General features: G+C 48.2%; 11 protein-coding genes and 1 pseudogene. All 12 read right to left on the reverse strand.

Annotation, left to right across the window (positions count from 1 at the left end):
* Positions 1-7: 7 nt before the first annotated feature.
* Complete coding sequence (locus DYH27_RS09865) at positions 8-3097, reverse strand: SusC/RagA family TonB-linked outer membrane protein (protein WP_029216513.1); 3090 nt, start codon at positions 3095-3097, stop codon at positions 8-10.
* A gap of 8 nt (positions 3098-3105) precedes the next feature.
* On the reverse strand, positions 3106-4134 hold the full coding sequence (locus DYH27_RS09870; protein ID WP_025067186.1) for a family 43 glycosylhydrolase: 1029 nt from the start codon (positions 4132-4134) through the stop codon (positions 3106-3108).
* A gap of 23 nt (positions 4135-4157) precedes the next feature.
* Complete coding sequence (locus DYH27_RS09875; RefSeq protein ID WP_029216512.1) at positions 4158-6578, reverse strand: beta-glucosidase; 2421 nt, start codon at positions 6576-6578, stop codon at positions 4158-4160.
* Between the two features lie 184 nt (positions 6579-6762).
* Positions 6763-8835, reverse strand: coding sequence for a galactose-1-epimerase (locus DYH27_RS09880; RefSeq protein WP_025067187.1), 2073 nt, complete (start codon positions 8833-8835; stop codon positions 6763-6765).
* 40 nt (positions 8836-8875) lie between these two features.
* A complete protein-coding gene (locus DYH27_RS09885) occupies positions 8876-10879 on the reverse strand; it encodes a hypothetical protein (RefSeq protein ID WP_025067188.1) in 2004 nt (667 codons plus the stop codon).
* Positions 10880-11554: 675 nt separating this feature from the next.
* Positions 11555-11827, reverse strand: a pseudogene (locus DYH27_RS13595) (ATP-binding cassette domain-containing protein); the annotation flags it as partial.
* Positions 11828-11885: 58 nt separating this feature from the next.
* Positions 11886-14477: a TonB-dependent receptor gene (locus DYH27_RS13600; RefSeq protein ID WP_244595173.1), complete on the reverse strand. Its 2592-nt coding sequence runs from the start codon at positions 14475-14477 to the stop codon at positions 11886-11888.
* 2 nt (positions 14478-14479) lie between these two features.
* On the reverse strand, positions 14480-15298 hold the full coding sequence (locus tag DYH27_RS09900) for a GLPGLI family protein (protein ID WP_025067191.1): 819 nt from the start codon (positions 15296-15298) through the stop codon (positions 14480-14482).
* Positions 15299-15518: 220 nt separating this feature from the next.
* Positions 15519-16334, reverse strand: coding sequence for a leucine-rich repeat domain-containing protein (locus DYH27_RS09905; protein WP_025067192.1), 816 nt, complete (start codon positions 16332-16334; stop codon positions 15519-15521).
* 528 nt (positions 16335-16862) lie between these two features.
* The gene (locus DYH27_RS09910; RefSeq protein WP_025067193.1) at positions 16863-19175 is read right to left on the reverse strand and encodes an outer membrane beta-barrel family protein; all 2313 of its coding nucleotides are present in this window, start codon (positions 19173-19175) and stop codon (positions 16863-16865) included.
* A 711-nt stretch (positions 19176-19886) separates the two neighbouring features.
* Complete coding sequence (locus DYH27_RS09915) at positions 19887-20828, reverse strand: BsuBI/PstI family type II restriction endonuclease (protein WP_029216509.1); 942 nt, start codon at positions 20826-20828, stop codon at positions 19887-19889.
* Positions 20816-22279 (reverse strand): Eco57I restriction-modification methylase domain-containing protein, encoded by a 1464-nt coding sequence (locus DYH27_RS09920; RefSeq protein WP_025067194.1) that lies wholly within the window; start codon positions 22277-22279, stop codon positions 20816-20818. The genes DYH27_RS09915 and DYH27_RS09920 overlap by 13 nt, the downstream gene beginning before the upstream one ends.
* Between the last annotated feature and the right edge of the window lie 99 nt (positions 22280-22378).

Raw genomic sequence — 22378 nt, forward strand, 5'->3', positions numbered from 1 at the left:
ATAAATATTAGAAAGCTATTTCGATGCCCATGGAGAATGACTTCATGATAGGGTAGCGTAAGCCGTTGCTATTGCTTGATGTTACCTCTGGATCCCATAGTTTGAACTTGGAGAAAGTGAGCAGATTGGTGCCGCGGAGGTAGAGGCGGGCTTTGCTCAGATAAATTTTCGCAATGAGATTCTTAGGTAATGAATAGCCTATTTCTATCTCTTTCATCCGCAGCATGCTCATGTCTTTTAGCCACCAGGTGGATGCCTGGGAGTTGTTGGCGTTAGGACCGGCTGTCAAACGTGGATAAAAAACATTCTGTGAGGGCTTGTCTGCCGTCCACCGGTCATCGACATTCGAGAGAATGTTGCCCGTTGCCGAGTTCCCTCCACCCGGGAGGAAGTCCTGCGAACGACCGATAATCTGCCATGTGCATCCGTTTCCTTGGAAAAGCATGCCTAAATCGAAGTACTTATAGACGAGATTGACGCCGAAACCGTAAATCAACCGCGGATCGGCCGTCCCGCCGATGGCGGTGACATCGAGGGCATCGATGATGCCATCGGCATTCAGATCCTTGTACTTGATGTCACCGGGACGCACGGTAGAGGTGTATGACTGTATAGGGACACCCGGCTTCAAGATACCCTTTTCGGGGTCGATGAAGTCGTCGTCGGTGAACAGCCGCTCTGCCACCAGGCCTTCCAGCTGGCCTACCGAGCGGCCTATCGTACTGCGGTAGGTCCCCCTTTTGCTGATTGCCTCGTCGTTTTCAAGAATCTTGTTCTTGGCATAGGTGACGTTGGCCTGTGCCGAAAGGAAGAAGTCACGGGTCAGCTGTTTGTTCAATGTGAGGGAAGCCTCGAAACCATTGTTGTCCACTTTCCCGATATTTGCCCATGGGGCTTCAGAGAATCCGGCCGAAGCGGGGTAGTTAGAACGCTTCATGAAAATGTCCCGGCGCTGCTCCTTGAAGTAGTCGAACTGCACTTGCAGGGCGTCATTGAAGAATCCCAGTTCAAGTCCGGCATCTGTTTTGCGGACCGTCTCCCATGTAAGTTCAGGAACACCGATGGCTCCTTCCCACTTTCCTCTTATCGACCACTCCTTGTTGTAACCGAATTCATAGGCATCGGTGGTAGAGATCTCAGAGAGATAGGCAAAGCGCCGGCCATCGAGAGAGCTGTTGCCGGCCAGGCCATACGAAACTCTCAGCTTGGCTTTCGACAATACCGGGCGGAGCTTCTGCATGAACTTTTCCTCGCTGATGATCCATCCTGCGGCTACGGAAGGGAAGAAGCCGTAACGCTTTCCCTTGGCGAAGTTCTCTGAACCATTGTATCCGAAGTTGAACTCTGCGATGTATTTAGAAGCGTAATTGTAAGAGAACCGTCCTGCAAACCCCTGGTTGCGGTAAGGCTGTTTGCTGCCATCGTCGTAGTTTCTCCAGTTCCCCATGAACATCGCGTCTACTGTATGCTTCTTGGCAAAGGTCCTGTTGTAACTGAAGTTGAACTCCAGGTAGGTGCTCCTGTTGCCCCATTCGGCTCCCTTTTCATAGCCCAGATAGTCTTGTCCTTCGGTATCTAAAGCACCCATCTCGAGTTCCCCGGTTACGGCATTGCGGCCTACGGCGGGGTTATACATATCCGGCCACTTGGCCCGTGTCACGTAATTGGATGAGTAACTGTCAAAAGAGAAAGTACCTTTGAACTTCAGTCCCGGAGTGATGAACTTCAGATCCTGTTCCAAGGCGAACAAAGACTCTATCTTGCTGGAGTTGGTCGTCTTGAAGCCCCGCTGTGTTGCGAGTACATAAGGATTCTCACGGTATACCACGCGGGCAAACTTTCCATTGGAATACTGCGCCGGATGTGCGATGGGAGTGATGGTGAAAGCCTGGTTGAAGATGTCGTCTATGCTCTCGGGAGTCCCTCTGCGCGACTGTAAGTAACCTCCGATGTTGAATCGCAGCAGCGTTGTAGGGGTGATGTTGATATCGACATTGGAACGCATATTATAGCGGTCGAGGCGTAAGGAAGAGTCCCACGACTGTGATTTGTCGCGTGCCAGGATTCCCGACTCGCCATAATAGGCTCCCACCAGAGAATATCTGATGATGTCGCTGCCGCCATTCACGTCAATCGTGGCATGGCTGTTCGAGGCATAGTCCTTTGTAATGGCGTCAAGCCAGTTCACGTCCGGGTATATGTCTGTGTCCAGATGATAGCGTGTGTTGTAAATCTGCTCGTCAGAGTAGACGGGTCTTTTGCCGCTCTCGGCGGCGATGCTGTTCATCACTTCCATGTACTTGGCTCCATTGACGAAGTCCGGCAGCTTGGTAGGTTGCGTGACAGCACTCTCGAAAGTAATATTCACAGTAGGTTTGCCAATACGTCCGCGCTTGGTGTTTATCAAGATGACACCGTTCGCACCACGTACGCCATACACCGCACTGGCGGCGGCATCCTTCAGAACAGAGAAGGATTCAATCTCGTTTGGGTCTATGTCGTTCAGGCTTCTTTCAATGCCGTCTACTAAGACGAGTGGGTTTCTGCCGGACTGGAAGGTGCTGATGCCACGGATCCAGAAGGAGGAATTGTCGTAACCGGGCTCTCCTGACCGTTGTACGGCTATGATACCGGGCACCTGACCGGCCAGGTTGTTGCTGAGGGAACGTGATGTCCCCGACTTTAACCGGTCCGGATTGATGGTGGTAATGGCACCTACCACCGACTCCTTCTTCTGTGTTCCGTATCCTACAACGACTACCTCACCCAGTTTACCCACATCTTCTTGCAGGGTAAAGTTAAGCACTTTCCGACCGGCGATGGGCTCACGCTGCGCCTCATAGCCGATGTAACTTACATAAAGGGTGTCTCTCAGGCTCTTTACATTGATTGAGAAATGTCCGTCGATATCTGTGATTACGCCGGAAGAGGAGCCTGATGTCCGGATGGTTGCACCTATTAAAGGCTCTCCATGTGTGTCGGCCACGCTGCCAGATACGCTCAATGCCGTCTGTGCGTTTACCTGACAGGGTATGACAAGGAGAGATGCTACGAGGCATTTCCTTATACATTTGCTGATTTTTGATATTTGGGCCATAGTCATCTTTATTTTTTATTGAATACTGGTAAAGGTTGTTCGGTGGTGGAAGGAGAGCCTCCTTCGATGTAGGGCCAGCCGTTTTCATCCCATTTTAACTGGTCGAGCAGCAGGAAACGGCCATCGTTCTCCTTGCCGATCTCGATTCCGTGGTATAGAATCCAGTCCTGGCCGGCGTCATCTTGTATTATCCCTGCATTATGACCATTGCCGACGAAGGTGTCGTTAGGGCTTATTACCACCGAGAAGCTGTTCGACAACATCCCCTCTCCCTCCTTGTTTACATAAGGTCCCCAGATGTCTTTTGAGCGTCCTACTACTACACGATAAGTGCTTTTGGCACCATTGCAGCAGCTGCCCCATGATGCGAAGAGGTAATAATAGTCGCCATGCTTATGTATATAAGGTGCTTCAAAGGCGGTCCCCGCCAGTTTTATCTTCGTCGCTTCTGCGTCATCGACGACCGACAAGCCGTCGTCCTTGAGCTGGACGGCATAGATTCCGTGGAAGCTGCCCCACACGAGGTACTTCTTTCCATCGTATTCAAAGTAGGAAGGGTCGATGGAATTGGTTACGCCGATCTCATTGCTCCTGAACATCTTGCCCAGATCGGTGAACGGACCGCCGGGGGCATCGGCTACGGCAACGCCTATTCCACAGGTCTGAATGCCTCCCCAGGTCGACATGGCATAGTACATTACATATTTTCCGTCAATGTAATTGATGTCCGGAGCCCACACATTACCGGTAGGTTCGAACCTGGGCCGCGTGGCATCAGTGAACGCTCTTGCGACATAATGCCAGCTGGCAAGGTTGCTGGAGGCCATGATCGGCACGTTGTAGGTGTCTTCCGTAGCATATACATAGAAGTTTCCGTCTTTGCCTCTTATGACGGTGGGGTCGGGCAGACTGCCTGCTACAACGGGGTTCTTATAGGTAGTCTTTTCCGGTGGAGTCGGTACATCATTGTTGAAAGGAGAGGTACAGGAGAGTAACAGAAGGCTAAATCCTGTAAGTAATAATAGAATTCTTTTCATAATCATTATGGTTGAATAAATGTTTACAAGTTGATCTTGGCTCTCAAAGAGAGGTCGGCTGACGATGTCCCCACAAGTATTTCGTATTCTCCCGGGACGACAATGAAACGATGAGAATCGGTGTCATAGTGTGAAAAGGCACTTTCATCGAGTTCTATCGTTACTTGTCTGCTTTCTCCCCGCTGCAGTCTCACCTTTTCATAGCCTTTCAGTTCCTTGTAAGGGATCGGTTCCCGGCTCTGCGCGCAATGTACGTAAAGCTGGCAGACCTCATCGGCTGTCCTGTTCCCGACATTCTTCACCGTAAAGGTCACAGCTACTTTGCTGTTGTCTTTCTTCTCAACGTGCAGCCCGTTATAGGCAAAGGCAGAGTAGCTTAACCCATATCCAAACGGGAAAAGGGGCTTCTTGCCGGTTCTGTCGTAGCCCCGGTAGCCCAGGAACAGGCCTTCCGAGTAGAGTACGCGCTTGTGGGCGACGTTCCTGTCATCATAGTAGCTGTCGTAGACAGGGTTGTCTTCCCATTTCTCTTCGATGCTGATAGGGAGCTTTCCACTGGGCGACACCTTGCCTGTCAGGATTTCTGCAATGGCCTGTCCGCCCTCTTGTCCGGGATACCAGGCCATCAGTACAGCCTTGGTCTTGTCTATCCATGGCTTGAAACGGATTCCGCCGCCGCTGTTTACAACGACGATGGTCTTCTTGCAGTTGGCCGTTGCCATGTTGATAAGGTATTGCTGCCATGTGCTTAGTTCGAAAGGACGGTCGAAATCTTCGCCTTCAGAGTCGCTGTTGAAGCCTACACACACGACGGCATTGTCTGCTTTCGACAGTTTCCCTTTCATCAGTTCTGTGTTTAGCTTTGCCATGTCCAGATGAACTGAAGCCCCTTGATCCCACTCGAAGTATTCTGCACAGAGGTGATAGGTTTTCCCCTTTTCCAGCCTTACACAGGCTTCTTTTGAGGTAACGCCGTGTGTCCGCCAATCGGCCAGCACCTCTTTGTCGTCAATCTTGAAGCGGTAGCCATCGTCGCCATTCATGGAAATTCTGATGATTTCATCTGTCTTGGGCTGATAAGTGGCCGTCCAGCGTGCAGAGAAATGGTCCTTTGGCATGCCTTCGCCGGGGCTGTCGCTGCCCCAGTCGTGGCTGATGCCCTTCTCGTTGCGGCTTATTACCGCCGCTCCGGCAAAGTCCCTGTTGTCATAATAGGTGGCTTTGAAGGTAAGAGCAAGCGGCATGGTGTATTGGCTTTCTGACAGAAGCGAAGCCTGCCTGCCCTTAAGGGCTTGTAAGCCTTTCCATACGGAGATGCTGGAGTAAGGCTCTACGAATCCGCTTCCGCCCCCTTTGGGAAGGTTGTCGGCGTTGGGTCCGAAGACGACTGCCGGGCCCTTTAGTGGCAGCACGCCTTCATCGTTCTTCAGCAGCACGATTCCTTCGCGGGCATCGTCCAGTGCCGTGGCCTTTGACGAGGCGATGTCCTTTCCGGTCGGGACAGCTGCACGGGGTGCATCGAGGAGCCCGAATGATGAAAGGGTCTGCAGGATGTGTTCCACCTGTCGGTCAATCATGCTCTCTTTGATGATTCCGTTCTTCAAGGCAGGCAGGAGTTCCTTCGCATTCATGAACTTCCCGCTGGGCATTTCGAGGTCCAGACCGCCGAGAACGGCCATTGGTCCGGAGTAAACCGACACCCAGTCGGACATCAGGATGCCCTTGAAGCCCCACTGATTGCGCAGCACTTCACGGTTGAGCCATGCGTTTTCTGTAGCATGAACACCGTTGATAAGGTTATAACTGCTCATGACCGCTCCTACATGAGCTTCCTGGACAGCCTTGCGGAAAGCGGGAAAGTAAATCTCTTGGATGGTCCTTTCGTCGGCGTCAGAACTTACGACGTGGCGGCTCCACTCCTGGTTGTTCATGGCAAAGTGCTTCACTGTGGCGATGACCCCCTGTGATTGTACGCCGAGGATATACGCTTTGGCGGTTTCACTGACAAGATACGGATCTTCTCCGAAGTACTCAAAGTTCCGTCCGCTCATAGGAGCACGGTAGATGTTGACACCCGGTCCGAGGATAAACCCCAGTCCGTACTGGCGGGAATCGCGCCCGAGGCTCTCGCCGACGCGTCTTGCCAAGGCTCTGTTCCATGTTGCCGCAGTGAGAATCCCGCATGGATACATGGTGCTCTTTACATTGTTGCGTACGCCTTGAGGGCCGTCGGCCATTTTCACTTCCGGCAGTCCGAGGCGTGGGACAGGGCGGATGGAGAAGTCCTTATAGCCTGATATGTAGGAAATCTTCTCTTCCAGGGTCATTTGTCGGGTAATAGACTTGGCTTTTTCGATATCGCTTTGACGAATGATGCCGTTCTGTGCCCGTACAGCAGCGGTGCAGGACAGAAGGGCGGCCGCAAATACATATTTTTTTATCATTTTAAAAGATTGTTGTACATCTGTTGTTTTGTGCAAAGATAGAGATAATCCGCAACCGGGATTGGAAATATCCAGCCAAAAAATAGAAATATTCAGCCAAAAAGGCGGTTTCACCCGCCTTTCCGCTCTGTTCTCCTTGCTTGTTGTTTATTCGACGGTTTTTTCTGAAGGACAGCGGGCCTGCTTACTTTGCAGAGAATTTATACACACAATGACTGTGATAGACCTCTCCCGGCTTCAGGTAAGGCGATGGCCACTGTGGCTTGTTGGGGCTGTCAGGGTAGTGCTGCGTCTCCAGGCACACGCTTGCATGTCTCGGATAACGGTAGCCATGCTTGCCGGCAAAGCTGCCGTCCAGGAAGTTTCCGGTATATACCTGCAGGCCCGGCTCATCGGTGAACACCTCCAGCCTGATGCCTGTCTGTGGACTGTAGAGGCTTGCTGCCACAGCTTTGTCGTTGCCCTTTCCGTGCTTGTAAGTGTTCAGGCACCAGTTATGATCAAATCCCATGGCGTTCTTCGTCATGTCGAAGAGCTGGTTGTTGATGTCTTTTGACAGGGGAGCAGGATGCCGGAAGTCCATCGGGGTTCCCTTGACAGGCAGGATTTCGCCTGTCGTCATGTAGGTCGTGTCGGATGGAGTGTAGCTGTCGGCGTTGATATAGAGCACCTGGTCTTCGCCGTCCGCCATTGGCTTCCCGTTCAGGTTGAAGTAAGAATGGTTCGTCATGTTGATGACGGTTTCCTTGTCGGTGGTGGCTGTGTAGCGGATGTCGATGGCATTGTCATCGGTCAGGGTATAGGTAACGGTGGCTTCTACCGTCCCCGGGAAGCTGTTGTCCTTGTCAGGAGAGACAAGTCTGAACTGTATTGTGTGTCCGTTGAGCTTCTTTCCGTCATAAACCTTGTACTGCCAGCCCGTGAACCCGCCATGTAGACAATGTCCATAGTTGTTCCGGGGAAGCTGGATGGTCTCGTTTCCTGTTTTGAAGCGTCCTTGATTAATGCGGTTTGCATAACGTCCGATGCTTGCGCCGAAGTCGCTTCCAAAGTGCTCATAGTCGGAATATTCTGCAATATTGTCATATCCCAGTACCACGTCATGGAGTCTGCCCTCCCTGTCGGGTGCCATGAGCGACACGATTCGTGCGCCGAAGTTGGTAAGACACACCTCCATGCCCTTCTTGTTGGTGAGCGTGTACAAGTGGGTCTGCTTCCCTGCTATGTTCATCTCAAAATCGGAAGGGTTCAGACCGCTTCTGGTCATGCCCCAGCCCGTATGTAGACGCGGCTTCTCTTCCACCCTTGCCGGCGCTTTGTCCAGGATATGCGGCCAACCGTCTTGCCAGTCAATGCGATCCATATACACCAGCCTGTAAGAGTTGTCGTCGGCTTTTCTCACCCCATGATAGAGGATATAGTCGCGTCCTTCATCGTCAGTGACAATCTCGGCGTTGTGTCCGGGGCCTGCTACATCGGCGTTTCCCGCCAGGACGGTTTCGTAATGATTCTCCATTAAAGGCCTGCCATCTTTGTCGACGTAAGGACCAAAGAGGTTCTTCGACCGCCCGACGGTGATGTGGTAGGTGCTCTTGTTGCCTTCACAGCAGGTTCCTGCCGAGCCGAAGAGGTAGTAATATCCCCCGTGGCGGTGGATGCAGGTTGCTTCCATGAATGTCCCTGCTATCTGGACAGGTTGGGCATCGGCTTTCAGGCGGAGGCCGTCTGCGGTAAGTTCTGCCCCGAATATGCCCCGGAACGAGCCCCAGAAAAGATACTTCCTGCCCTGGTCTTCTATGTAGAAGGGGTCGATGCTGTTGCAGACGCCGATGGCTCTGCTCTGGATGATGTTGCCTTTGTCCACGAAAGGACCCTCCGGCTTCCTGCTGACAGCCACTCCGATACCTGCATCCCATATGCCTCCCCATACGGATTTGGAGTAATACATGACATAGTCATCGCCTATCTTGTTGATGTCCGGTGCCCAGATACCTCCGTCGGGAAGCCATCCGGGACGTGTCTCATCGGTAAAAGCAGTGCCGACGAGGTTCCAGTGTACCAGATCGGCCGAGTGGAATATCGGCGTGTTGCGTATGTTTTCCGTTGCATACAGATAGAATGTGCCGTCGTCTGCCCTTATCACACTGGGGTCGGGTGCGCTGCTGTCGATCACGGGGTTGGTATAAGCAGTCTGTGCCGAAGCCGTCGCACCGGCCATCAGCATTGAGAAAAGTGCGAAAGATATTTTCCTTTTCATTTTGAAGGTTCTCTGAAAGTTATATGACAGTATGTTCTTTTTACTTGTTCTGGAAGAATTTTTCCGTCCTCTCGGGGCTGTATAGCTCCCATAACGAGGCGATTGTCCATCCCGGAGCAAAGATGTTGTTGTAGAATCCCTTGCCGTTCCGGCCGTAATCCCATGTGGTGTGCTGCACTACTTCGGGGTAATAGCCCGGCTTTCCGATGCCGCATAAGTGCCCGGGGGTGGGCAGCAGCTGGCAAAGGGAGCTTGTCATGACCTTGTCGAGCTGCACGAAACGAGGCTCATGGGTCTTCTCCCCCAGCCATCTGAAGATGTGGGAAAGCTCGAAAACGAACACGTCAATGTGGTTGTTTTCCACCGAAACATTGCCCCATCCGCGCGACTTGAAACCTAAATCGCCCAGCATCTGCCCCTGTGCAAAAGGTACGTCCCATAAGTAATACCATGACGCGGCGAAGTAGGCTGCCCGCTTGCAAAGGCCGATATACCGCCGCTGCTCTCTGCCCGAACTGACCAGAGCCATGTAATAGGTGGCTGTCGCAGCGGTGATGGCAGCCTCTTTATCCTCACAGTTGGCATCTAACGTCGATGAGAAATAGTCGCTTCTGGCAATGATGCTCTGCTCCAGATAGTCGACAGTACGCCTGGCAGCGGTCAGGTATCGCTTGTCTTTGAAGTAGTGGTAGCCCATGACGAGAGGCACCGTAGCCGAGGGAGTACTGCCTCCGCTGCCGTCTACGTCGGTTCCGTCCTCGTTGAATTTACGTGCGAAGCTGCCGTCTGGTTTCTGCAAAGATACGAAGATGTCGAGTAAATGATGAATTTTTTTCTCCAGTGCTTTATGTGTCCTGCCCTGTTTCCGTTCGTACATCAAATAATGCAGGAGGGCATAGATACCTTCCGATTGCTGCCGGATGGTGTGTACTTCATCGTTCCCGGGCATTCCCTTTTCGAAGTTGATGAAATCGTGCATATACCCTTTGGCAGAGAATCCGTGAGCCTCGAAGCTGCCGATCACCTCGTTCCCCTGCCTTACGAGGTCGGGTTGCTGGTGCAGAGAGCCATATTCCAGCTGGTTGAAGGCGTTGAGCAGCGACCTGCCGACAAACCCTACGGCAAAGGTGGGGTAGGATTTACAGGTCTCGACGGAAATGTTTTCCCCGGAATTGAACTTGATGGGGTAACCGGTTACAAACGAATTGCGGAAATAACTGCACAGCTGTGCTTTCACTTCGTCGGCAGTATAGGGTGAGACAATCGGTTTTACACCCATTTCATCGAATGTTTTTATCCATGTCCGGCGTACGAAGTCGCCATAGCTGTCAGCCTTTCCGGCGGCGATCGTCCATGTAACCGTCTTGCTTTCACCGGCATCCAGCTTGGCAAAGGTAACCACCTCCGGAGCTAAGGTGAGCTTCCGGATATAGCGTCTGGGCGATTCCTGATAGGGATAGCCAAAGGTCAAGGCGGCAATGCCCGTCTCGTTGTCGAAGCCGAGATAGCCTAAAGAAGTGCTGCCCGACAGGATTACTTCTCCGTCCATGGCAGGTGTGAGTGCCTCTTGGGGTGGGTCCAGCCGCCGCATTACGGTAAAAGTCTGGTGGGTAGCGTCGTCATATACCCCTGAAAGCGGTGCCGAGAGCCTGTCTTCCCGGAAATTCCAGCTCTTGGAACTTTTGAAAGAAGGAGCTTCGATGGGCGAACGCAGGTTTTTATGATACCAGAAGCCCGGCAGATAGAAGTCGCAATGGTCCGTGGCGAAACCGGTTGATGCCGTGAAGTTCAGATTGAAATACACCCGTTCCCTGGCTTTTATCGTAACAGAGAACACGGTCTCGTTGCCTTGTTGCACCTTTTTCTGCATGATTTCCACAGGTAAAGCCTCGCCGGCAAGGAGCTTGCTCCCGTCAGATGTCAGAGAATAGCTCACCGAAGGATTGCCCGGGGTCTTCAGGCCGATCCGGGCTTTGATGTCAACTGCCCTTGCATAGGCGGTCATACACGTCATGACAATGATAAGAGATAGTTTATGTAACATCGTTTTTCGACTGAAAATTTATGTAAAGCAGGGTAAATACGGACAGGGCTGTCAGCCCTGTTTCGGCATACCGGCGGTTTTCCCTTGGACGATTATCCGCAGTCACCCCAGTGAATGCTGCCAGCCGGTCCGGTGGATGATGTACAGGGCTGCATGGCGTCATGGGCAGTCTCTTCCGCCCGTTCCGTCCCTGTGGAACTCGGTGCGTGGGCTTCTCTGCGGAAATGCCGGGCAGGGAGCCCCCCGACCCTCTCGAACGTGGGCATGGAAGCCAGAGGAAGACGGCCGTCCGCCTGTTCGGAAGACGGAAATTCCGTGCATGTACATATAGACCAGGTTTCAGGCATAGAATTTACGGTTCTGGATGATCGTGAATATTCATACTATCTTGTTGAAAGCTGGCGCAAAGATATAAACTATGGGATGATGGCATTGGAAATATCCAGCCAAAAAATAGAAATATTCAACCAATTTCGTTGTTTTACAGGGTTTCCCATGGGAAACGACCCTGTTTTTATCAGCCGGTGTGATTCATGGAATACCTTTCTCCTGTTGTTTCCCTATGGCATCACGGCTCAAGGGACAAAGCATGGGAGGTCTTATGGTCATGTACAGCCCTTCCGTACTCTTCTCCGCCGCCGCCTGCTTCTGTCCCGGCAGTATGCTGTTTCCGTCTCAGGCAGTATGCCGCAGGGTTCGGGCCGTCAGCACGGCGGGTGTCTGCCGTCGGCACGACAGGTGCCGGGCCCCGGCACATCTGCCGGGAAGCCCCGTCTGTCGATGCCGTTGACTGATGCCTTGTCCGTCCATCGGCTCGTAAAAGCCTAAAAGGAGTTTGACGAGCGTGGTTTTTCCGCTTCCGCTCGCCCCGACAATTGCCGTTACCTTCCCGTTGGGAATGGAGAGGCTGATGCCCATGTCCTGCCAGGAATAGATAACATTGCTAAACATGCTGCTCCACATTGCATAGCGTCATGTTGTTTTATAAAGACAAAACCTGCCATTCTTATTTTGTTAATGAAACAGTAAAAAGCAACTCTCTTCCTCTCATGTGATAGCTGTAAGTGTAAGTGTTCATTGTGTTGAAAATGGTGTAACTATAATACTGTTGGTTGAAAATATTTCTCATATCAATACTGAAACGAAGTGCCCTGTGCCTGTAACTGACTCCTGCATCGAAGATTGCTATAGTCTTGGTAAGATCCTGATACATTTCCTTTGTCGAAATATCTGCCATTGCCTTGAATTGCAGATTTGTTACAGGCTGCAATATCAGGTTGATGTCGTGTGTTTGCGACAAGAAGGACTTTGATACCTTTTGTATCTTCGTAATGTTCTTGGAAAAGCTATAAGTATAATATAACTCCATGAAGGAAACCGGCTTGAACGAAACCGACGGAACAACGTTCAGACTGTTCCACGAATAGCTGTAAATCATACTGTTTTGCATCATCAGACTCTTGCTGTGCATATAAATTCCATACAGCGAAAACTTGGTGTTGATGGCTTTTACCTGTTTTGTTATGTTGAAACAGGCATTTATATTGTCAATGCTGTTAGGACTTGGCATCGGATATTCCTTAATCAATGTCTGCGACACATCCTGCACTGGCAACAAATTATTATGCTGATGCGTGTAGCCTAAACCGACATTAAGGAAAAACATTTCTATCGGGAATTTCAAATCGTAGATAGCATTGAGTGTAATGCTTCTGTTTTCACTCAATATCCCTGAACCGTACTTTTGATAGTTCAGACTGGTTTGTATCGGTGCTGTGATAAAATCAGCCAGATCGCCTATTCTGTTTACAAAAACTCCTTGAAGTCTTACAGTAGCCCTTGGCGTAACATTGTAGAGAAAATAGAAAGAAGGATTAATCATAAAATTCCATTTCTGTTTTCTTAATGGAGTCGTTCCCTCATTTTCAAAATCGACTCTTGTTGTGGCCAATGATATTCCTGCCTTGAAATTATATTTTCGTTGTGGGTGGGTATATTCATATTGTGGAGAGAATGAAATCTCCAACTCGTTCCCTTTCAAGAGATTGAAGCCTGAATAGCCGTCGGTAAGCAAAGCCGAATTAATCCTTTCGTTGCGATATTGAAATGAAAGAGGGAAATAAACTCGTGAGTTTCTTCTTTCATAAGCGGCAGAAATAGTTTCCTTGTTCGTAAACTGTCTGCTGTCTGCACTTTGCTGAAAAGAGTCTGCTCCTCCGTCTGAAACACGAATAGTGCCATTAGGCGTAGATGTATAATTGAGGAGAGAGGAAAAACTCCATCGAAACTTATTCGTTTTCCAACGTATGGAAAGGTCGTTGGTAAAACCTAAATCGTGATACTTCTCATGCTGGAAGACGGAATTGCTGTTGTTTTCAACTGTCGGCAATTCTGATTTTACGAACGAAGCCAATGATGAGAACCGGTTGGTGATGTATCGTTTGTCGCTATTCTCTTTGTATTCGATGTTCAAGGCCGGCTTGTGAAGCGTAGAGGCCGGCTGATATTGGTAATCCTGCATTAATTCATTCTGACTGTTTCCAAAGAACATCTTGTGATTGTAAGCATAATCGCATTGGGAACGAGCATAGCCGACATTTGTTCTTAACGACTTGTTTTCCGACAGTTTGTTGAGTATATTGAAACTAAGGGAACAATCATTGGAATGAATATACCTTTCCCTCTTGATCGGTGCACTGGAAGAAGACAAGTTGCCCAATAGTCTTACACCGTAAGACTCGAACTGATCGTTTAGGAAATGATTGATGTTTTCATCGGCAGCAAACTCTCTTATGTTCCCTACCTTCAGTGTCCCAAGAAGTTGCATATGCGATTTGAAGAGCATACCGGCTCCACTAACTTGGTAAAGTGTACCGTTACTGCGCAAGCCTCCAATGGCTTCGTATGTCCCGACAGGTTTAAACTTGGCGTGTTTTGAAAGTTTTATGTTGATTGCCACGTCGTCAGACAGCACGTCTTTGTCCATTTTGGCATCTTTATGATTATTCAATACCTGTACGGATGTTACGTAGTCTGCTGGGATATTGTTTGTGGCTACATTATACTGCCCGCCAAGAAGATCCATTCCCTCGATGTAAAAATTGGAAATGTCTTTCCCCAGGTATTTTATACCTCCCGAACCTGTAACCTCAATGCCAGGCAATCGCTTCATAGCATCTCTAAGCGTGTAATCGCCCTTTCCTGCGAAAGAACTTAACTGATAGGAAACAGTATCACCGCGCTGACTTATTTCAGGTGCCTTCACAACAACTTCCTTAAGCTGTGTTTTTTTCCTAAGCAAGGTAATGTTCTTTTGTGTTTCTTTGCTGTCTATTACCAGATTGGTCTTCTCAAACGACAGATGCCCGACCGAGAGTAGAACAAGCGTTTTGGAACTGTTGTAGCTTAAGGCATAGCCCCCCTTCTCATTGGTAAAGGTATAGGCGATGGGCTTGTTGTTCTCTAATATCTGCACATTGGCATTGCTTACCGGCACACCCTCAGTGTCCGCCACGACCCCATTCAAAGTATGTTTTTCTTGGGCCTGGGCTTGCATCCAAACGAAAAGACTGAGAATATAAAGGAGTAATCTTCTCATTATCATTTAATCTCTAAAGGTACATAGCCATTTGTCCGAAGACGAACTTGTACTCCATTGATAAAAATAGAATTGCTTCCACCGTCGCCTTTTTCCACTCTCATATCCGTAATGCTCTCCTTTGGTATATTAGCTATCGGATTTTCTTCAAAATGATTCTTTGCCTTAATAAATTTTTCACGACTTGTAGCAATGCTGTTAGGTATTCTGGGCGCAGTGATTGGTGTAGTACCCTGCCTGAACGTGATAGCCTTAAAGTGGTGAATGTTCTCTGTATCACAAGCATACATTATCAGTCCAGGCAGTCCGCCAAGCTTCCACGGTCCAAAGGAGGATGGAATTTCTGATGAAAACCAGGCATTCCAGATACGCCCGCCATACTCTCCTGTGGCCTTATTACACAGATAACCGCATATCGTATCGGTCTCATCGGTAAGTTGCCATGCTATACCGTTCGTCGCTTCTTGATAGAAATACAGATTCGGCGGGATCACACTATACACGGTGATCGTTCTTTCTGACGCATTTACAAACGTAGTCTGATCAAAGTAGAAGGCTGTTTTCACTACACCCTCTTCAGCTTTCTTTAATTGTTCTTCTGTTGCTTTTCCTGTCTGCATTAAAGAGTCTAACTGAAAAGCAGCATAGTCGGCGAACCTGGCGTGAATATCATCAAACTGCAATATCGTTGTATAGGTTTCATTCTCTGCATTCGTTGTCTTGACAGTGTATTCGTAAATACATTCATAACTGTTGTCTGCTTTCTGAGCAAAAACCTGTAAGGGGATGATCGACAAGAGGAATAAAAAATTCTGTTTCATAACTTAACATGCATTGATAATGTCTAATATCGTTATGTCTGAGGAAAGTTTTTCCCCATTTAGGATATATGTGGGAGTTTCTTCTATATTATTATTCTTGAACCATTTGTAATGTGATAAGATAATAGAATCTATCGTGTTATCTCCGTTCTTATTATTTCTACAGTAATGTTTTATGAACTTTTTTCTTCCAAAATAAAACCAATCAAAAATAAGTTTATCAATAGGAAGAATAGGGGTCTGAAGTGATTTGAATTTCTTGGATTACAACATCCTTGCATAAATCAAAGGCATTATTCTCTATTTTCACCTTTGGGGGTAATGTGACCAATCTTAAGGAAGTGCAACCGATAAAAGCCTGTACCCCTATCCTTTGCATAGATGCCGGCAAGGAAATCTCACCTAAACTTAAACAACGTGCAAAAGCATATTTCTCTATAGTCCGCAGAGAATCGGGAAGTTTTATTTTTCTCAGTCCTTTACAACCGGCAAAAGTACGTTCTTTTATTTCTGTGACAGAATCGGGCAATGCCAATTCCTGTATGCTTTCACACAGTGTAAACGCCTTGCCGCCTATGAAAGTAACAGTGTTTGGTATCTTTGAAATTGTAATTCTGCAACAATCCCAGAATGCCCCATATTCTATTCTTTTAAGATTTCGGGGCAGTGAGTCTAAGCGTAGGTTTTCGCACATGTTAAAAGAATTTTGGCCGATGACTTGCAGGGAATTTGGCAGATATATGCGATGTAGATTTTTACAAGTGTCGAAAGCTCTCCCATTGATTACTTCCAGCCCTTCAGGAAGTATGACCGTTTTAATGTAATCGTTAAAGACAAAACAGCATTTCCCTATGACCTTAACCTGTTTTAATTTCTCATCTTTAGTCAAATCCACAATACTGTCTTTCCTTTCCCATTTTACAAGTCCAAGGACTCCTGCAGAATCCGATAGCTCATATCCTGATTGGGAAGTCTGACCTTTGACGAATCCAGATGAGAGTGAAAATAACAAAAGGGCTAAAAGTGTTTTTTTCATAAAATGGATAAATTTAAAAAATCAGAAAACTGGTCAATAATCCCAGTACTGACCAGTTTTCGTCACCTTGCAATTAAGCTATTCGTTTTTATTTGTATTCTAATTACATTCTGCAAAAATACAAATAAATTTTATTTTAAACAAGAAGAATCAGTTTTTTAAATGTATTTTCTTGATATTTCCACTATATCTGTAGTATTATTTACTTTATATACATTCTTAGAATAAAAAATATTATTTCGTTAAAAGATTTCGAGATTACTGCGAGCGAGGAATATTATCAAACATAGCAGGAGATTCCGGAGTTTCATAGACCAGATAAATCTGTTCGACAGCAAGATTTATCAGATTACGGCAAGGATGGGAGCCGGAGCAAGATGCAAGATAGAGGCTCATGACGGTGAGGCCTGCACTTGCAGAATATCTTGTCATTGATGTCTGCGAAACAATGGAGAGTCAGACACGATGCCCCGCAGTCCATTGAATCCAGTTGCTGTATGAGTTTCATTCTCCGGTACTTTTCTCTCTTTACAATCGGTCTGTCTCTTCTTGAATGGATGATCTGGCCTGGGATTTCGCTTTTGACCTTCCGAACGTGTATCGGAGCGAAAGGCCGATGAAACGGCTGTCTGCATTGGTGTCCATTACGATTCTTGCCCGCTGCATGTTCTGTACCCAGTTGTTGACCCTTGCGGTTTTGAATATGTCTTCTGCCTGCACGCTTATTCTGAGTCTGTTCTGGAAAAGGTCCTGTGTAAGATACAAGGAGAAATTGAAGGATGCCCTGTGGTAATAGAAGTCATTGTGCTGTGCATTCCGGTAGGCCGCGGAGAGCATTGATGATGCTCCCTTCCACAGGGAAGTCTCAAGATTCGATTTCAGATACAGGCCTATGTCTTTGAACGTGGAGTAGACCACTCCTTCATAATTCATACGACTGGACGACAGCATCAGCGTGGTGTTCCCCCTTATGTTTCCTGTCCCGTAGTTACACATCGTGTAAAGGACGAGACGGTGTACATGGGGTATGTTGTCATAGGTGAACCTGACCCTTTGCGTTCCATTCCGTTCTTCCAGTACCGCCACCTGGGCTTTCTTGTTGTGATACTGTTCATAGCTGACGGTCCCGGCAAAGATTCCTTTCTGTACGGAAAACGAGACAATGTCGACCAAGGCCGATTTCAACAAGGGGTTTCCGATGGAATACGACAACGGGTCTATGTAGACGCTTTTTACAATCAGCTGATTGTAAGTAGGTCTGTAAATCCGGCGGGAATAAGAGAGGCTTGCCTTCACGCTGCCATTGGCGGCGATGGACAGGTACGGGAAAAGATGATTGTAAACCGTATCTGAAACGACACGGTCGTTGTCGGAGGATTGGGAATGCTCTCTCTCATATCTCAGACCTGCCGCAAAAGAGACTTTGCCGACGGTCTTTCTGAGATTGACATACGTGGCGAAGGACCTGGACTCCAATCTGGAATCCGGGGTGTCCTCATAACCGGAGAGATAAGTCCCCCGGTCTTTTATGCAGGAAATCTTCACTCCCAAGGCATAAGAGAGGAAAGACAGCCTGTGGGAGAAATCACCTTTCAGTCCGAATACATCGTAGTGATCGGTGAAGTCCTGTGATACATTTCTATTCGCCGCCTTTTCAGAAACATGCTGACTGTTTTTGAGCGATGCCCCGTAGTAGTCCGCATAAATGCCCAGGAAACAGTTTTTCCCTTTGTTCGTGAAATATAATGACGGATTATGGTCTGTCCTTTTCATAGATGAATGAACGGAGACAGGCAGGGTCGTCAATGCCTGATGATCGGCTGACACAACGGAATAATCCTGCTCTTTCTCAATATTCTGTTCCGTGACGGACAGCCGGTAGCCTAAGCCAAGGGCTGTCTGCGGGCGGAAGTGATATTCTGCAGTCTGGCTGATATCCAGCAGATTGTGCCTGACCATGAGTTCGCTGAACCGGCTTGTCCGAAGTTCCTGCACATCCGACCAGACGTGCTTTTCTTCAGAATCGTACTGAAGATTGCCGTTTGAAGAGAAACGGACATCCGTAAAAAGATCAAGCGACTTTATCCGGCTGTTTAATGTAACGGAACTGCTGTTGGAGAGCTTTCTTGCCATTGAGAACTTGTTTACGGCAGCAATATGAACGTAATCCTGGATGGCATCCCTGGTTGAAATGTTTATGACGGCATCATAATCTGCCGAATAGGCAGCAGATGGATTCCGGTCTATTGAAACAGACTTGATCTGACGTGACTGAAGAGCCTGTAATTCACTGACGTTCCGGACCGCCCTCCCGTTCAGGTTGATCAGCAGACGCGGCTTGCCCATTACACTGATTTTCCCGTTACCCGACACGACAAGCCCGGGAATGCGCCTTGCCACGTCGACAAAGGTTCCGGCGTTTTCAAGACGGGTCTTTGCAATGTCGACCACATAAGAATCGCCTGAAAACCTCACCAACGGCCTGTGGGCTGATACGACGACCTCGCTTAATTCGGCAGGCTGGCTGTCTAAGACGATTGCCCCGATGCTGACGACGTTCCCCTCCCTCTTTCCCAGGTCGAGAGAGAGGTAGGCCGGCACATAGCCTAAAGAACTCACTTTTATCAATGCCGCTTCCTCCGGAAGTTCCATCTCAAAGGACCCTTCGAAGAAAGCACCGCCTGCCAGCATGGAGGAGTCTGCACGCAATGCCCTTACGTCAAACACTTCTATCGGATGCTCCAGAGAGTCGACCACCCTCCCCGAAATCTGCAATGCCTGGGCATTTACGTACAGAATGCCAAGGCAGAAAGCCATAATAAAAAAGAATGTTCTCCGCATAAGGCGTTGACTTTTCTCAGACGGAAGGAATCAGGATAAATTCCGTTTGCTTATACCTTCTCTGTCCATTTGATTTCCCATATTTCCATGCTATTAAAATTTAAAAGAATCAGAACAGGATGTTTGTTCTGTACTATTACAGCGCAATATTATATAAATTATTTCATTTTTCCAAATCTTTCAGATGTTTTTTCTCCAGAAGTATTGTTTTTCTGTCTTTTTTCTCCATTTTACAACAAAGGATGGCGGCCTCGCCATTTCCTGAAGACCGGAGGATGACGCAGGAATCCTTGTCGGATCCGCTCCGTCAGGATCGGCGAGAGACGTTTTTTTTTTAGTCCCCGGCTTGTCCTTTGTCCTGACCTTTCAGCTCCGCATGAGATGAAAGCTGCGGCAGAGAGATTCTTCTTCCTGTGCTGACTGGAAGAACCGGCGGCGACGGGGATTGGGGGACGAAAGCGGAAGGGAATGCAATGCGCTTATATTCAGACATATAAATCGGATGCTGAAAAGAGAAGCCTTGCAGGAAGACAAACAGGCGTTACTTGGCTTCCAAACAGGCGTTAGTTGAGGTGTTAGCAGGCCTTGGTTGGAAGGCAAGTAGGCCTTGGTTGGAAGGCAGGGTAACACCTCCTTCCCCGGACACGCTCCAGAGGGGGGGAGGTGGCAAAAGTTCTATGGGTGGCTGAACGGCAGGGACAGATGCCCTTTCTATGTTTCCTGTTGTCTTGGTCCCATGAACTTGTCGCCGTTCAGATGAATCATGTGGTCTGGCATATCTGCAATCCAGACCTCCGTTTCCCATGCCAGCAGTTCGGAAAACCGCTTGAATTTCGCAAAATCGGGAAATGCGGTAACGAAGATTTTCCCCGACTTGACCCCTTCGGTCATTTGGGTTATATCCCTTACCCTCTCCGGGCTCATAGGCCCGACAGAATCCACGGCCTCAATAAAGTACAGCCAGTCTTTATCTTCTCGATAAAGAACCACGTCCGGCATTTTATCGTGAAGTGTTATGTCGAATCCGAGTTCCCGCAGTTTCATCTCGTTCTTAACCATGTCCCTGTGCGTAGTGTCGCCGACATAAAGGCATTCCGAACCCGGGGCAAAGCGAGGTACGAATTCTTCCAGAATTGCTTTTTGAAGTCTGTTATGGGAGCCGGGACTAAAAGTAAAGTCTTTCTCGTTTATCCTGACAGGCATCTTGCGCATGGTTTTCTTCGAGGCATAAGTGTCTATCAGTCTTTCATGACAGCTTAGGAATTCTTTCAAAGCATCGTTGTCAGAATTGTCTTCCTTCGTCTTCTTCGTTTCCTGAATGACTTTCAGGAACTCATCGGTCAATCTGTATCTGTAGTTAGGACTGTTCGTTGCCTTCCCATTGTCTTCTATCAGTGCAGCTGTCCTGAAATGGTGCATGGCCTGTTTGCGGAAAGTCTCTCTTGAATTTTCTGCATACTTGGCAATGTAATTAGAATTGATGAAAGCGATTACATCGTGTATTCGGACCCAATTATTTGTTGCGCTGGCAAAACTGCCTATCTCTTTCAAACCAGCCATGGCCAATATTGTCAGGGCGCACAGATCCGACTGCTGGGCTGGCGGCATACCGATGTCTGCCAGCAGGCTCTTTATCTTCCTTAGTTTATCCATTTCCTTAAAATGTTATCACATACCGCTTGGCTTAAATCAGCTCCTTCCAACTCTTTCCCCATCTTGCAGATGATTTCTTTAGAGGGAACAGGCATATTGTTAATTTCTGTAGAGTTGACCTGTGTTGAGCCATTCAGTATTCTATAATACTGGTCATAGATGGTGGAGTTGAGCAGTACATACAGCCCATAGACTTCTTCCTGTGAGGCGCATTTGATGTAGTTCAGCTTGTTCTGCGTACTTATATATTTGTACTCCGGGTAATCAGCAGACAGATAGATGCCGCACTGAAGCCGCCTTTTCTCTTCCTTAGACGTAAAACGCTTGACGAACAGATAGTTTGTGTTTTCCTGCAGATAGCCTTTGCGGTCCGTATCGATGAATTCATGTTCTTTCCCTACAGGCCACACTATCCGTCCGTCCTTGATGTGCTGGGAGTAGAAAAGTGGGTATGTTTTATCTGACGGCTCGTTTCTCAACACTTCCCGTGTACGAAAATCCACGATGATACCGGTTTTCATTTGCAGGTCGTCTGTCACAAGGGTGGAAGGCAATCTTCCAAGTGTTGCCAGAACCTCAGCCTCTTCCTCACTGGTGACCAGATAAACGTAGCCGTTATCGGCTACGACTGTATTATAATCTACATCAAAACGCCTCAGGTCGAGGAAGTCTGATGTGTCAGAAGAAGAAATCCTTATTTTTGACGGCCTTGTGCAGCCTTTCCTCACTTTGATGATCATGGTTTCCTGCAAGACCGTCTCGCCATCAAAAATCTTATCCCTACTTCCGAAAATATGAATGTCGGTAATCGCACAATGTGACAGAAGGTATTTTCTAAAGCGAGCGAAATAGGCTCCGGAAGTCCATGACCTCGGAATGACATAGACGAGTTCTCCACCTTCATTGAGATTATGGATGCCCATGGCCCAAAACAGGAAATACAGGTTGGGGGCACCATAGCACACTTCTTTCATGTGTATGGCATCTGCTGCATTCTTTGGTATTTTCTTATAGGGTGGATTTCCGATAATCAAGTCGTAGGTTTCTCCATTCCTTCTTCCAAACAGGGATGGGTTGTGCCCAAAGGCTTGGGAGGTGATATAATTTTCGTGACGAATCTCAAATGTGAAATGAGAATCCTTTACCGAAGCAAGGTTCTTGGCAAGAACACCAAGTACTTTTTCATCATTTTCATAACAAACGAGTTTGACAGAGCCTGTATAACCGATTTCGCGTATTCGGCTTAACAGAGCCACGGACAAGATACCGCTGCCGGCACCGGCATCAAGAAGCCTCAAAGAGTCCTTTTCCAAATCTATATGAAACATGGAGGCCATGAATACGGCAATAGATTCCGATGTAAAGAACTGGCCATATTTCTTCCTGCCAGCCTTGGCATTGGAGCTGACGAAAGATGAAGTCCTGTATATGGTTTCACTTAGAGGCGACATAAGCATTATTTTCGGTCCGACTTAACAGCTTTCGTTCGTAGATAACGGTAGACTGTAGATTCAGACAGTATCCCCAGTTGTTGCATAATAGCGGTAATT

This window comes from Prevotella denticola (genome assembly GCF_900454835.1).
In the GTDB taxonomy this organism is placed as follows: Bacteria; Bacteroidota; Bacteroidia; order Bacteroidales; family Bacteroidaceae; genus Prevotella; species Prevotella denticola.

Excerpts from the sequence above, each read along its gene's own strand:
- DYH27_RS09865 (WP_029216513.1), bottom strand. The coding sequence starts at position 3,097 with ATGGCCCAAATATCAAAAATCAGCAAATGTATAAGGAAATGCCTCGTA.
- DYH27_RS09870 (WP_025067186.1), bottom strand. The coding sequence starts at position 4,134 with ATGAAAAGAATTCTATTATTACTTACAGGATTTAGCCTTCTGTTACTC.
- DYH27_RS09875 (WP_029216512.1), bottom strand. The coding sequence starts at position 6,578 with ATGATAAAAAAATATGTATTTGCGGCCGCCCTTCTGTCCTGCACCGCT.
- DYH27_RS09880 (WP_025067187.1), bottom strand. The coding sequence starts at position 8,835 with ATGAAAAGGAAAATATCTTTCGCACTTTTCTCAATGCTGATGGCCGGT.
- DYH27_RS09885 (WP_025067188.1), bottom strand. The coding sequence starts at position 10,879 with ATGTTACATAAACTATCTCTTATCATTGTCATGACGTGTATGACCGCC.
- DYH27_RS13600 (WP_244595173.1), bottom strand. The coding sequence starts at position 14,477 with ATGAGAAGATTACTCCTTTATATTCTCAGTCTTTTCGTTTGGATGCAA.
- DYH27_RS09900 (WP_025067191.1), bottom strand. The coding sequence starts at position 15,298 with ATGAAACAGAATTTTTTATTCCTCTTGTCGATCATCCCCTTACAGGTT.
- DYH27_RS09905 (WP_025067192.1), bottom strand. The coding sequence starts at position 16,334 with ATGAAAAAAACACTTTTAGCCCTTTTGTTATTTTCACTCTCATCTGGA.
- DYH27_RS09910 (WP_025067193.1), bottom strand. The coding sequence starts at position 19,175 with ATGCGGAGAACATTCTTTTTTATTATGGCTTTCTGCCTTGGCATTCTG.
- DYH27_RS09915 (WP_029216509.1), bottom strand. The coding sequence starts at position 20,828 with ATGGATAAACTAAGGAAGATAAAGAGCCTGCTGGCAGACATCGGTATG.
- DYH27_RS09920 (WP_025067194.1), bottom strand. The coding sequence starts at position 22,279 with ATGTCGCCTCTAAGTGAAACCATATACAGGACTTCATCTTTCGTCAGC.